Raw genomic sequence first — 12,369 nt, forward strand, 5'->3', positions numbered from 1 at the left:
CCGGCCCGCGGCAAAGATCAACAGCGCGCGCCGCTTTCGCCGCAAACGACGCGCCGCGCAAGAGGCGCGTTGCGCCCACGCGCCATTTGTGTCGCGGTGCCGCGCGCAAGGGCGGCATGCGAAAAGGGCAGCCCGATGGGACCGCCCTTTCCAGACATGCGATGGTGCGAAGTATCAGCGCTTCGAGAACTGGAAGCTCTTGCGGGCTTTCGCCTTGCCGTACTTCTTGCGCTCGACGACGCGGCTGTCGCGGGTCAGGAACCCGGCGGCCTTCAGCGCGGCGCGCAGCGAGGGATCGTAGAGCTGCAGCGCCTTGGAGACGCCGTGCTTCACGGCACCGGCCTGGCCCGAGAGGCCACCGCCGGCGACGGTCGCGTAGACGTCGAACTGACCGGCGACACCGGCGATCTGGAACGGCTGGCGCAGGATCATCTGCAGCACCGGACGCGCGAAATAGGTGTCGATGTCCTTGCCGTTCACGACGACCTTGCCGGAGCCCGGCTTGATCCAGACGCGGGCGACCGCGTCCTTGCGCTTGCCGGTGGCGTAGGAGCGGCCGAGTTCGTCACGGACGGGCTCGCGCGGCGCGAGGGCTTCGGTGTTGACCTGACCTTCGGTCGAGACGGCCCCACCCAGCTCTTCGAGCGAATTGATCTGTTCGGCCATTATGCGGTCCTCGTGTTCTTCTTGTTCATGGACGCGACGTCCAGAACCTCGGGCTTCTGAGCTCCATGCCGTGCTCGGTGCCGGCGAAGACGCGCAGATGGGTCATCTGGGTGCGCGACAGGCGGTTGCCCGGCAGCATCCGCTTGACGGCCTGCATGACGACGCGCTCGGGGTGCGCCCCATCAAGGATCTGCTGCTTGGTGCGCGACTTGATGCCGCCCGGATGTCCGGTGTGCCAGTAGAAGTGCTCTTCGCGCTTCTTGCCGGTCATCTGCACCTTGTCCGCGTTGATCACGATGACGTTGTCACCCATGTCCATGTGCGGGGTGAAGGAGGCCTTGTGCTTGCCGCGCAGGCGCATGGCGATGATCGAGGCGAGACGGCCCAGAACGACGCCCTCGGCGTCGATCAGGATCCATTTCTTCTCGATATCCGCCGGGGTAGCGGTGAAGGTTTTCATGGTTCTGCCCTTGATCTGCAACGCGCACCGCCCCGAACGGGCCGCCCGCGCAAATTCGATGAGCGGGTTCTAAACGAAGCGGTCGCGCAGTCAAGCGCAGCCTGCCTTAATTTATAAAGCAAAAACAGTAGCTTGAAATTAAGGTATCATGATACCCCATATTCTTGTGGGTCAGACCTCCATCACGTGCGGCGGCGCGGCGAGAAGGGCCGCAAGCCGGTCGACCGCGGTCTCGAAGGCCGCGTCGTCGCGCAGGCCGGTGAGCGCGAGGCGCACCGCCGAAGGCGCGCGTCCGTCGATCAGCGCGAACTCGTCGGCGGGCTTGAGGCGGATACCCTCGGCCTCGGCTGCCCGGCTCAATGAGGAGGGCCGCCAGCCACGCGGCAGATCGAGCCAGGCGAAAGGCACCCCCTCGCGGGTGCGGGGTTGCCACGGGGCGAGGCGTTTTCGCAGATGGGCGAGCCGCCTGCCCTGAACCTCGAGCACCGCGTCGCGCACCCGCGCGGCCAGCCCGGTCGAAAGCGCGGCCTCGGCCAGTGACACGGTGGGCCGCGACAGACCGAAGAACTGCTGCTGTGCCGCAATGCGTGGCAAGGCAGCGCGACCGGGGGCCGAAAGGATCGCCCCGAGCCGCAAGTCGGGGCTTAGCGTCTTGGAGAGCGTCGTGACCACCCATGAGCGTTCCGGCGCGAGACGGCGGTAGCTCGCATCCTCGCCCGCGTCGGAGCGAAAGCAGTCATCGTCGATGATCTGCATATTGTACTGCCGCGCGATGGATACAATTTGCGCGCGCCGTTCGGGGGAGGTGCGGATCGTCGTTGGATTGTGTGCCTCAGCACTGGTACAAAGCAGCTGCGCCCCGCTCTCACGGCAGGCGCGCTCCAGGGCATCGGGTAGCAGCCCCTCCCCGTCGAAAGCGATGCCAGTGATCTCGGCCCGCACCAAGGCGGCGGCGTGGCGAAACCCGGGATAGGCCAGTTCCTCGGTCAGGATGACCGGGCGCGGCCCGTGCAGCAGCGCTTGCAGCAGCACGACCATGCCATGCTGGGCGCCGGAGGTGAGCACCACGTCATCGGCCTCGACCGGGCCATGCGCGGGCGCTGCGAACCAGTCGGCCAGAAGCGCGCGGAGTGGCGCGTCGGCCTCGGGGCGCGGGTAGCTCACATAGGCGCCCGGCGGCGGATCGGCCAGATTTTTCAACAGCTCATGCAGCAAGCGCCCTTGCCCGACATCCGCTACCTGCGCAGTGCGCAGGTTCAGCATCTCGCCCTCCGCGCCCATGCTGGCGGGGTCGATCAGCGCGGGCAGCGGTGCCGGAAGATCGGGCTCGGAGACGAAGGTGCCACGACCGACCACGGCGCGCAGCACCTCCTGCTCCACCAGATCCTTGTAGGCGCGCGCCACGGTCCCCGGCGTCACCTTGAGGCGCCAAGCCACCTCGCGGACGGGTGGGAGCCTGTGCCCGGGTCGAATGGTGCCGGAGCCGATTGCCTCTTGGATCGATCGCTTGAGCGCTTGGTGCTTGACGGGCCCGCCCTTGTCGAGGCTGGGCCACCACATTGTATCCATGACAAAACTTCCGTAGACGTCAGTTTTCGAGCATTGTAGTCCTTATCTTGCATCATATACACGCATTGTATCAATACAAGAGAGACCGACATGACCACGCTCGCCCACACCGCCACGCCCTTCGAGGCCGCTCTCGACCAAGGGGCCGTCTCCGCGCTTCTCGTCGGCATGGCCCGCCGCGTGGCGATTTGGGAGCGTCGCGCCCGGACCCGGCGCGCGTTGTCGCGCCTCGACGCGGCCATGCTGCGCGATCTCGGTCTAGATCCCATGACCGCGCAGGCCGAGGCCGCGCGCCCGTTCTGGAAGGGCTGATCCCCGGCCCGACCACGCCTGAGGGGCCGGAGCGATCCGGCCCCCTTTTTATGCGGGTCAAACGGGCGCCGCGCCCTGCGCCGCGCCGGGGGGGATCGAATAGGTCATCGAGGCGCGCGCCACCGGCGCCACCTGCCCCTCGCTGAACAGCAGGGCCTCGCCCACCGCAAGCCTGCGGCCAAGCTTCAAGAGCCGCGTTTCGGCCAGAAGATCCGCCCCCGCTTCGGGCTTGCGCAGGAAATCGATCGTGGCCCCGGTCGTCACCGCCAGCGCCACCGGGCCGATCCGCGACAGGATCGCCAGATAGATCGCCACATCCGCCAGCCCGAACATTGACGGCCCCGACACCGTGCCGCCCGGCCGCAGATGCATCACCCCGACCCGCAGCCTGAGCATCAGCTGCTCAACCTCCGCGCTCTCGACGCAAAACTGCGCCGCCACCTGTCCGAAGTCGCGCTCCAGAAACGCATTGAGCGCCGCCGCATCCATCATCATGGCCGATCTCCTCCCGCCCGCCACGTTTTCGCAAGCCGGTGCCGCGGGCAAGCCTCCAGTTGAGCCGACCTCATAGTTGTGGTGGGGTCTTTTCATTTGCATCCTCGTCGGTTGCGATGCAGGCAGTGTCGGAAACGACCGCGACCCGGGCTTCGATCCGGGCGTTGATCCGAGCAAAGACCCATCGCCCGCCCCCTCAGGAGCCCCGTGACATGGCTGACGAAGACGACGACCTGATCCTCTCCGAGCTCGACGACGAGGAACTCGTCGCGCAGATGTTCGACGATCTCTACGACGGCATGCGCGAGGAAATCATGGAAGCCACGCAGATCCTGCTGGATCGCGGCTGGGCGCCCTATGACGTGCTGACCAAATCGCTCGTCGGCGGCATGACCATCGTCGGCAACGACTTCCGGGACGGTATCCTCTTCGTGCCAGAGGTGCTGCTCGCCGCCAACGCCATGAAGGGCGGCATGTCGATTCTCAAGCCGCTTCTGGCCGAGACCGACGCGCCGCGCATGGGCAAGATGGTGATCGGCACCGTCAAGGGCGACATCCACGACATCGGAAAGAACCTCGTAGCGATGATGATGGAGGGCGCGGGCTTCGAGGTCGTCGATCTCGGGATCAACAACGCGGTCGAGGCCTATCTCGAGGCGCTGGCCAACGAAAAGGCCGACATCCTTGGCATGTCGGCGCTGCTGACCACCACGATGCCCTACATGAAGGTCGTGATCGACACGATGAAGGAGCAGGGCATCCGCGACGATTACATCGTACTGGTGGGCGGCGCGCCGCTCAATGAAGAGTTCGGAAAGGCGATCGGTGCCGACGCCTATTGCCGCGACGCCGCCGTGGCGGTCGAGACGGCCAAGGACTGGATTTCGCGCCGCCACAACCAGATGCAGGCGGGTGCCTGAGAGGATCGATGCAGCCGGATGACGCGACGCTGACGCGCGACGGTCTCGCCCCTTCTGGGCGGGGCCGCGTGCTGCTCATCGCCTGCGGCGCGCTGGCGCGCGAGATACTCGCCCTGATCGGGCAGAATGGCTGGGATCACCTCGATCTTCATTGCCTGCCCGCGATCCTGCACAACCGGCCCGACAGGATCGCCCCCGCGGTCGAAGCGGCGGTGACCGCGCGCGGCGCGGGGTATGAGCGGGTCTTCGTGGTCTATGCCGATTGCGGGACGGGCGGCGATCTGGCCCGCACCTGCGAACGCCTCGGCGTCGGCATGATCGAAGGGCCGCATTGCTACGCCTTCTACGAGGCGTCGAGGCCTTTGCCGAGAAGGGCGAAGTGACCTGCTTCTACCTCACCGATTTTCTCGCGCGCCAGTTCGACGCCTTCGTCTGGGAGCCGCTCGGTCTCGACCGGCACCCCGAGCTGCGCGAGATGTATTTCGGGAATTACACGACGCTGGTCTATCAGGCGCAGACCGACGATCTCGCGCTGACCGCGCTTGCCCGCTCCCATGCCGACAGGCTGGACCTCGCTTTCGAGCGGCGTTTTACCGGATATGGCGAACTGGCAAGCGTGCTGGCCCGCGCCTAGGCGGCGGCGAGCGCGGTCTCGCGAATGCGTTCGACCATGGCGCGCACCCCGTTCGAACGCTGCGCCGAAAGGTGATCGTTCAGGCCGAGCCGTGCCAGCTCGCCGCCCGCGTCGATCTTGGGCACCTCGGACACCGGCACCCCGTCGTAAAGCGCGTGCAGGACCGCGATCAGCCCGCGCACGATCATCGCGTCGCTGTCGCCGCGAAACCGGTAGGCCCCATCCTCGGGCGACGGCACGAGCCAGACCTGGCTGGCGCAGCCATGCACCTTGGTCGCGGGCACCTTGAACGCCTCGTCGAGAGGTTCCATCGCCTTTCCCAACTCAATCACGTGCCGGTAACGGTCTTCCCAATCGTCAAGGAATTCGAAGGTTTCGGCGATATCCTCGAAGGCGGGCTGGGCCATCTGCGTCTCCTGCGGTCTGGACATGGCCTAGAGGTAAGGACGCTGCCCGAAATTGCCAGTGGCAAGGGGTGCGGCCCCTGTCCGATCCTGCCTGCCCCGGCGCGGCCGGGGGTGGCGGCGTCGATTACAGATCGACCGTCACCACCTGGCTGCCCTTGGCGGCGAGGCCCACGCGGCCTTCGCACAGCGCCAGCGCCTGTTCGCCGAACACCTCGCGGCGCCAGCCATAAAGCGCGTGCACCTCGCGCTCGCCCGCCGCCAGCGCGTCGAGATCGGCGGAGCTGGCGATCAGCTTGGGCGCCACGCTCTCGGCCTCGGAGCGGGCCTTGAGCAGCACGCGCAGCAGATCGGCCAGAGCCGGGTTGACCTGAATCTGGTCGCGTTGCTTTTCGGCCTTGGGCATCTGGTCGGCGGGCAGCTTGGCGGCGCGATCGATAGCCGCGAGGATGCCGTCGGCGATCTCGCCCTTGCGGGCTTCGCGCAGCAAAAGCCGCGAGCGGCCCAGATCCTTTTCCGAGGCGGGCCGGGTCGAGGCCAGCTCGACCAGAGCGTCATCCTTGAACACGCGCGAGCGCGGCACGTCGCGCTCTTGCGCGAAGGTCTCGCGGAACTGCGCCAGCTCGCGCAGCGCGGCGATGAATTTGGGTGAATTGGAACGGGTCTTGATCCGCTGCCATGCCTCGGCGGGATCGACGCGGTAGGTGGCGGGATCGTTGAGTACCGCCATTTCCTCGGCGACCCAGCGCGCGCGACCCGTTTTCTTGAGCTGCGCGGCGAGCCATTCGTAGATCACCCGAAGATGCGTCACGTCGGCCAGAGCATAGACCTTCTGCGCCTCCGACAGCGGGCGACGCGACCAGTCGGTGAAGCGCGAGGACTTGTCGATCTCGGCCTTGGCGATCTTGCGCGCCAGTGTCTCGTAACCGGCCTGTTCGCCGAAGCCGCAGACCATCGCCGCGACCTGCGTATCGAACAGCGGCGCGGGAATGAGATTTGCCTCGACCTGGAAGATCTCCAGATCCTGCCGCGCGGCATGGAACACCTTCACCACGCCGGGGTCGCGGAACAGGTCGTGAAGCGGCGCGAGGTCGAGCCCCTCGACCAGCGGATCGACCAGCACGGCGCTGCCTTCGCCGCCATCCGGGCCGTCCGGACCGGGATGGGCAAGCTGGATCAGGCAGAGTTTGGAGTAATAGGTGCGCTCGCGCAGGAACTCGGTATCCACCGTGACGTAAGCGTGCTTCGCGGCTCTCTCGCAATAGGCGGCGAGGTCTTCGGTGGTGGTGATGGTCTGCATGTCGTCCCGGGCTTGCGGATAAGGAGGCGGCGCAGGCGCGCCGGTCCCCGCCCTCTTAGGCGATGGGAGCGCGGATGGAAAGTGTCCGGCTCAGAGCAGGATCGGCGTGCGGTCGCCCGAGGCAAAGCGGCGCAGCACCAGCGGATAGAGCCGGTGCTCCTGCTCCAGCACCCGCGCCGCGAGATCGTCGGGCGTGTCGCCGGGACGCACGGGCACCCGCGCCTGCCCCAGCACCGGCCCGCCATCGAGCTCGGCCGTGACCTCGTGCACGGAGACGCCATGCTCGGCATCGCCCGCCTCGATGGCCCGCGCATGGGTGTTGAGCCCGCGATATTTCGGCAGCAAGGAGGGGTGGATGTTGAGCATCCGCCCCTGCCACCGCGCGATGAAGCCCGGCGTCAGGATGCGCATGAACCCGGCGAGGCAGATGATGTCGGGGGCCGCGGCCTCCAGACGTTCGCTCAGCGCCGCCTCGAATGCCTCGCGGTCGCGGCCGAAGGGCTTGTGATCCACCGCCGCCGTCAGGATGCCAAGCTCGGCCGCGCGGCCAAGCCCGCCCGCGCCGGGGTCGTTGGAGGCCACCAGCACCGGGCGGCATGGGTGGTCGCCAGACATGTCGCGCACCAGCGCCAGCATGTTCGACCCGCCGCCCGAGATCAGGATGGCGACGCGTTTGCGGTCGCTCACGACAGGGTGCCCGAATAGGCGACCCCCTGCCCGGCCGTGATCCGGCCGAGCCGATGCACCGTCTCGCCCTCGGCCGCGAGCAGCGCCTCGATCGCCTCGGCCCGCTCGGCCGAGACGACGACGACCATGCCGATGCCAGAGTTGAAAGTCTTGAGCATTTCGCCCTGCTCCAGCCCGCCCTCGCGCTTGAGCCAGTCGAAGACCGGCGGCAGCGACCACGCGCCCAGATCAATCTCGGCGCCGAGGCCATCGGGCAGCACGCGCGGCAGGTTCTCGGTCAGACCACCGCCGGTGATGTGGGCCAGCGCGCGCACACCGCCCGCGCGGATCGCCGCCAGCACCGGTTTGACATAGAGCCGGGTCGGTGCGAGCAGCGCCGCGCCGAGGCTGCCTTCGGAGAAAGGTGCGGTGTCGTCCCAGCCGAGGCCCGCGCGCTCGACGATGCGGCGCACGAGGGAATAGCCGTTCGAATGCACGCCGTCCGAGGCGAGGCCCAAGAGCGCGTCGCCCTCTGCCACCCCATCGGGAAGAGCCGTGCCGCGCTCCATCGCGCCCACGGCGAAACCGGCGAGGTCGAAGTCGCCTGCCGAATACATGCCCGGCATTTCCGCCGTCTCGCCGCCGATGAGTGCCGCGCCGGAGGCTTCGCAGCCCGCGGCGATGCCCTCGATCACGCGGGCCGCCTCGTCGAGTGCAAGCTTGCCGGTGGCGAAGTAATCAAGGAAGAACAGCGGCTCGGCGCCTTGGCAGACGAGGTCGTTGACGCACATCGCCACGAGGTCGATGCCGACGCCGTCGAGATGGCCGGTGTCGATGGCGATGCGCAGCTTGGTGCCCACCCCGTCGGTGGCCGCGACCAGCACCGGGTCCGAATAGCCCGCCGCCTTGAGATCGAACAGCGCGCCGAAGCCGCCGAGGCCGGACATGGTGCCGGGCCGGTCGGTGCGTTTCGCCGCGGGCTTGATCCGTTCCACGAGCGCGTTGCCCGCGTCGATATCCACCCCCGCCTGCGCGTAAGTGAGCCCGTCCTTCTGCATCGCGTCCCCCGAATGCCGGTTTGTGAAGTGACGCCGCGATACCTCAGACCCCCCGCGAGGGCCAGCGCCAACTTGACCCGCCTCTCCTGTCTGCTAGGAGAAGCCGCAGGGGCCCGTAGCTCAACGGTCAGAGCAGACCGCTCATAACGGTTTGGTTGGGGGTTCAAATCCCTCCGGGCCTACCAAATCCCCATGTCCCAACCATGTTCGTCTCACGCCGGGCTCGGCGATGAGACGAATGGCCGGCGCGCGTCGATGTCACTCGTCGTCATCATCGTCGTTCAGGCCACCGCTGGTATTCAGAATCGGATCGCCGCCTTGGCGATAATCAGGGCGATCCTCGTCATTGAAGACGGTGCCGTCCGCGCCGGCATTGGTGGCCAAGGACCTGCCGCCTTGCATGTCGGAGCAGGCCGCAAGCAGCAGCGGCAGGGGAAGAAGGTATTTATATAGCATATCGTGTCCTCCTGTTTCGGTTATCGGTTCAACGCCCCCTGCATTGGAACGGTTCGGTTCCGATGGGCGGACGATCGCGAAACTTCGGCAGGTGCGCCCTCACGGCGTTCTGGACCGCTTTGGCTCCGGCATGGCAGGCTGCTGCGATACGAAGCGAAACGGAGCTGGACGGATGATCGAATTGCCATGGGGGCTCGGACGGCTTGACCGTCGGGTTCTGTTCGTCCTGATCCCGCTCGATCTGGCGCTCTTGGCGATCGGGGTGGTCTTTGGCGTGGCCGTGGCGCTCGATCCGGCTGTTCACTGGCCCCGGCCCCTGCAGTTCGATCACGATTGGGGCCTCGCCGAGATGCTGAATTACCTCAAGTGGCTGGGCGCGGCGGCGGCGCTGTTGATCGCATGGCGCCGCGAGAGGGCGCCGCTGCCCGCGGCGATCGCGCTGGCCTTTCTGCTCGCTGTCGCCGACGATGCCGGGCGCCTGCACGAGCAGGGCAGCATCGCGCTCGCTCTCGGCACCGGACTGTACGATCGCATCGGAAGCCTCGCTTTCCAGCTTTGCGAGATCGTGGTGTGGGCTGGCCTCGGCCTCGTATGTCTCGGTCCGCTATGGGTGAGTTGGCGCCGTGCCGCACCTGCGCTGCGCCGCCGCGCCATGGGCATCGGCGTGTTTTTCGTCGGTGTCGCGGCCTGCGCCATCGGAATCGACACGCTGCACACTCTCGTCGGCTTCTACTGGCCGGATCAGGCGATGCTCAGTGGTGTGTTCATGATCGCCGAAGGCGGCGGCGAGAACCTTTTTCTGAGTCTGCTGACCGCCCATGCCGTGGGCAGCTTCGGGCTCGGCGGGGTCAGCGCGCCAGAACCAGCTCGGCCCTGAGCCCGCCCAACCGCTCGCTGTCGCCCAGATGCAGCGCGCCGCCATGGCCATGCGCGATGTCGGCCACGATGGCGAGGCCAAGCCCGACCCCGGTGCCGAGATCCTGGTTGCGCGCGGGGTCGAGCCGGGTGAAGGGGCGCATCGCCTCCTCGCGGCGGTCCTCCGGAATACCGGGCCCGTCATCCTCGACCAGAAGCCGCAACCCGCGCGGTGTCACCAGCAGCGACACCTCGCAGCGGCTGCCATAGCGCAACGCGTTGCCGATGAGGTTCTCCAAAGCGCGGCGCAGCGCCGTGGGACGCAGCGGCATCGGACGGCTCTCGCCTTGCACGGGGCGCAGGATCACCGCCTGCCCGGTCCGCTGCGCGTCCTCGATGATACGCGTCACCAGCTGCGCGGGATCGACCGTCTCGACCTCCTCGGAGGCGTCGCCGCGGGCAAAGTCGAGAAACGCGTCGAGTAGGCGGCGCATCTCGTCGACATCGCCGACCAGAAGCGCCGCCTCCTCGTCCGGCAGCATCGTCAGCCCCAGCCGCAGCCGAGTGAGCGGTGTGCGCAGATCGTGGCTGATGCCCGAGAGCATCAGGCGGCGCGCCTGCGTCTGCCGCTCGATCCGGTTGCGCATGTCGAGAAACGCCATGCCGGCGGCGCGCACCTCGGCGGCCGCCCCGGCTTGTAAGGCACGACGCGCCCTTGCCGTAGGCGCGGCCACCGCCGCGAGCCGCGTGACAGGGCGCAGCTGGTTGCGCAAGAACAGGTAGGCTACGAGGGTCAGGAGCGCCCCCAGAACGACGATCAACACGATCAGCTGGTGCGGGTTGCTGGCGGATACGCGGCGCCGATCGAACCGCACCTCAAGCGGGCCATGGGCCGTGTCGATCCAGACCGTCACCCGGCGGCTCGATCCGATCCTGACCGCGAGTGTCCCGTCGAGCCCGGCGCGCAGCGTGGCGATGACCGCCTGCCCCGAGAGATCGATGACCCGGACGGCATCGCCCTCTGCCGGCGGTGCCGCGAATCGCGTCTCGAGCTCGAGCGGCCGGCCCAGTTGCCGCGCGACCGTTGCCGCCGCGGCCCGATCGGGTGCCGCGTCCACGCTCTCGGACAGATAGCGCAGGTCGATCAACACGGACCTTGTCATCTGCCGCGTGACGCCTTCGAAATGGCGCTGCACGAAGCTGATCGAGATCACCAGTTGAAGGGTGACCACGGGCAGCAGCAGGATCAGCGCGGCGCGGCCCTGCAACCCGCGCGGCATCCATCGTTTCAACCAGTCGAAGACCATGGCGCACGCTAGCCGCCCCGGTCGGAAAGGAAAAGCATGACCGACGCCACGCCCGAGCAGATCGAGCCTGGTCTGGTGCGGCTGCTGGCCCCCAACCCCTCGCCGCTCACCGGGCCGGGAACCAACAGCTATCTCCTCGGCCGGGACAGGCTTTGCGTCATCGACCCCGGCCCGGACGATCCGGCGCATCTGTCGGCGCTTCTGGCCGGGATCGACGGCCGGCCGGTCGAGGCGATTCTCGTCACCCATGCGCATCGTGATCATTCCGCTCTCGCGGGCGCGCTTTCGCAGGCCACCGGGGCCACGGTCTTCGGCTTTGGCGCTGCCACGGCGGGCCGCAGCGCCGTGATGCAGCGGCTTGCCAGCGCGGGTCTCGGCGGCGGCGAGGGTCTCGACCTTGATTTCGCCCCTGACGAGACGCTGCAGGACGGGGACCAGATCGCGCTGGAGAATTCGCCTCTGACGGCGCTGCATCTGCCCGGGCACATGGCGGGGCATCTGTGCTTTGCCTGGCGCGACACGGTGTTTTCCGGCGATCTCGTCATGGGATGGTCCAGCACGCTGATTTCGCCCCCCGACGGCGACCTCGCGGCGTTCCGCCGCTCCTGCGCCCGGCTGCGGGCCCGAGCCCCACGGCGTCTTCATCCCGGCCACGGCGACCCGGTCGATGATCCGACCGCCCGCATCGACTGGCTCATCGCGCATCGTGCCGAACGCGAGGCCCAGATCCTTCACACGCTGCGTGCCGGGCCCTGCGACGCATCGGATCTGACAGCTCGACTCTACGCCGACGTTCCCCCCGCCCTGCATCCCGCTGCCCGACGCAACGTATTGGCGCACCTCGTCGATCTCATGGAGCGGCACCTCGTCGTCCCGTCCGGAGGCGACCTTGCCGACGCGCGTTTCAGCCTGACGTGAGGAGAGCGGATTTTTTCTGGCGCGACCTCTGGACAGTCTCGATCAGATAACTGTATATCGCCCCCATGTTCCGGCGTAGCTCAGCGGTAGAGCAGTTGACTGTTAATCAATTGGTCGTAGGTTCGATCCCTACCGCCGGAGCCATAATACCAGCTACACCCTGAAATCCTTGGGATTTCTCGCTTCGGACTCGGAGCTCGACGACGAGGTGCACAAATCGGTGCACCCGGCGGTGCACAACGCGTGCACAGGAGGGCATTCTCATGCCCCGGAATCGGAGCTGGCCGCCCCACCTCGAGAACCGCCGATCCGGCTATTTCTGGCGCAGACGGGCGATGTTGCGCAAATC

The 12,369-nt window shown here is 67.4% G+C and carries 13 protein-coding genes, 2 tRNA genes and 2 pseudogenes; 7 read left to right on the top strand and 10 right to left on the bottom strand.

Annotated elements, in window-relative coordinates:
• Window positions 1-174: 174 nt before the first annotated feature.
• From rpsI to MBELCI_RS13930, 3 genes and pseudogenes are all read right to left on the bottom strand, one after another.
• Window positions 175-666, bottom strand: a complete 492-nt coding sequence (rpsI, locus tag MBELCI_RS13920) for a 30S ribosomal protein S9 (RefSeq protein ID WP_021694888.1) — start codon at window positions 664-666, stop codon at window positions 175-177.
• A pseudogene (rplM, locus tag MBELCI_RS13925) lies at window positions 666-1,126 on the bottom strand (50S ribosomal protein L13). The gene rpsI and the pseudogene rplM overlap by 1 nt, the downstream one beginning before the upstream one ends.
• A 171-nt stretch (window positions 1,127-1,297) precedes the next feature.
• Window positions 1,298-2,695: an aminotransferase-like domain-containing protein gene (locus MBELCI_RS13930; protein WP_045320201.1), complete on the bottom strand. Its 1,398-nt coding sequence runs from the start codon at window positions 2,693-2,695 to the stop codon at window positions 1,298-1,300.
• A 90-nt stretch (window positions 2,696-2,785) separates the two neighbouring features.
• Between MBELCI_RS13930 and MBELCI_RS21850 the strand changes: the two genes are divergently transcribed.
• On the top strand, window positions 2,786-3,007 hold the full coding sequence (locus MBELCI_RS21850) for a DUF1127 domain-containing protein (RefSeq protein ID WP_021694891.1): 222 nt from the start codon (window positions 2,786-2,788) through the stop codon (window positions 3,005-3,007).
• Between the two features lie 57 nt (window positions 3,008-3,064).
• Here the strand turns inward: MBELCI_RS21850 and MBELCI_RS13940 are convergent, their stop codons facing one another.
• Complete coding sequence (locus MBELCI_RS13940) at window positions 3,065-3,502, bottom strand: PaaI family thioesterase (protein WP_021694892.1); 438 nt, start codon at window positions 3,500-3,502, stop codon at window positions 3,065-3,067.
• Window positions 3,503-3,714: 212 nt separating this feature from the next.
• On the opposite strand from MBELCI_RS13940, the gene MBELCI_RS13945 reads away from it, so the two are divergent.
• Window positions 3,715-4,422, top strand: a complete 708-nt coding sequence (locus MBELCI_RS13945; protein ID WP_021694893.1) for a corrinoid protein — start codon at window positions 3,715-3,717, stop codon at window positions 4,420-4,422.
• Between the two features lie 8 nt (window positions 4,423-4,430).
• Window positions 4,431-5,056, top strand: a pseudogene (locus tag MBELCI_RS13950) (DUF1638 domain-containing protein).
• Here MBELCI_RS13950 and MBELCI_RS13955 read toward each other — a convergent pair.
• The 4 genes from MBELCI_RS13955 to purM all read right to left on the bottom strand — a co-directional run bounded on the left by MBELCI_RS13955 (window position 5,053) and on the right by purM (window position 8,484).
• A complete protein-coding gene (locus tag MBELCI_RS13955; protein ID WP_021694895.1) occupies window positions 5,053-5,463 on the bottom strand; it encodes a SufE family protein in 411 nt (136 codons plus the stop codon). The pseudogene MBELCI_RS13950 and the gene MBELCI_RS13955 overlap by 4 nt on opposite strands.
• A gap of 124 nt (window positions 5,464-5,587) precedes the next feature.
• The gene (gene rnd / locus MBELCI_RS13960; RefSeq protein WP_021694896.1) at window positions 5,588-6,760 is read right to left on the bottom strand and encodes a ribonuclease D; all 1,173 of its coding nucleotides are present in this window, start codon (window positions 6,758-6,760) and stop codon (window positions 5,588-5,590) included.
• Between the two features lie 90 nt (window positions 6,761-6,850).
• On the bottom strand, window positions 6,851-7,447 hold the full coding sequence (purN, locus tag MBELCI_RS13965) for a phosphoribosylglycinamide formyltransferase (protein ID WP_021694897.1): 597 nt from the start codon (window positions 7,445-7,447) through the stop codon (window positions 6,851-6,853).
• A complete protein-coding gene (gene purM, locus MBELCI_RS13970; RefSeq protein WP_021694898.1) occupies window positions 7,444-8,484 on the bottom strand; it encodes a phosphoribosylformylglycinamidine cyclo-ligase in 1,041 nt (346 codons plus the stop codon). The genes purN and purM overlap by 4 nt, the downstream gene beginning before the upstream one ends.
• 109 nt (window positions 8,485-8,593) lie before the next feature.
• Between purM and MBELCI_RS13975 the strand changes: the two genes are divergently transcribed.
• Window positions 8,594-8,669, top strand: a tRNA-Ile gene (locus tag MBELCI_RS13975).
• Window positions 8,670-8,742: 73 nt separating this feature from the next.
• Here the strand turns inward: MBELCI_RS13975 and MBELCI_RS22365 are convergent.
• The gene (locus tag MBELCI_RS22365; protein WP_268744191.1) at window positions 8,743-8,868 is read right to left on the bottom strand and encodes a hypothetical protein; all 126 of its coding nucleotides are present in this window, start codon (window positions 8,866-8,868) and stop codon (window positions 8,743-8,745) included.
• Between the two features lie 244 nt (window positions 8,869-9,112).
• On the opposite strand from MBELCI_RS22365, the gene MBELCI_RS13985 reads away from it, so the two are divergent.
• Window positions 9,113-9,817: a DUF8692 domain-containing protein gene (locus MBELCI_RS13985; protein ID WP_021694900.1), complete on the top strand. Its 705-nt coding sequence runs from the start codon at window positions 9,113-9,115 to the stop codon at window positions 9,815-9,817.
• Here the strand turns inward: MBELCI_RS13985 and MBELCI_RS13990 are convergent.
• Entirely contained in the window at window positions 9,789-11,102 is a 1,314-nt protein-coding gene (locus MBELCI_RS13990) for an ATP-binding protein (protein WP_021694901.1), read from the bottom strand. The two genes, MBELCI_RS13985 and MBELCI_RS13990, sit on opposite strands and share 29 nt — an antisense overlap.
• Before the next feature lie 36 nt (window positions 11,103-11,138).
• On the opposite strand from MBELCI_RS13990, the gene MBELCI_RS13995 reads away from it, so the two are divergent.
• Together MBELCI_RS13995 and MBELCI_RS14000 are read left to right on the top strand one after the other, a co-directional pair.
• Window positions 11,139-12,020 carry an MBL fold metallo-hydrolase gene (locus MBELCI_RS13995; protein WP_021694902.1) on the top strand — a complete coding sequence of 294 codons (882 nt, stop codon included), beginning with the start codon at window positions 11,139-11,141 and terminating at the stop codon, window positions 12,018-12,020.
• Between the two features lie 69 nt (window positions 12,021-12,089).
• Window positions 12,090-12,164, top strand: a tRNA-Asn gene (locus MBELCI_RS14000).
• The last annotated feature ends 205 nt before the right edge of the window (window positions 12,165-12,369 follow it).

This window comes from Limimaricola cinnabarinus LL-001 (assembly GCF_000466965.1).
GTDB lineage: Bacteria > Pseudomonadota > Alphaproteobacteria > Rhodobacterales > Rhodobacteraceae > Limimaricola > Limimaricola cinnabarinus.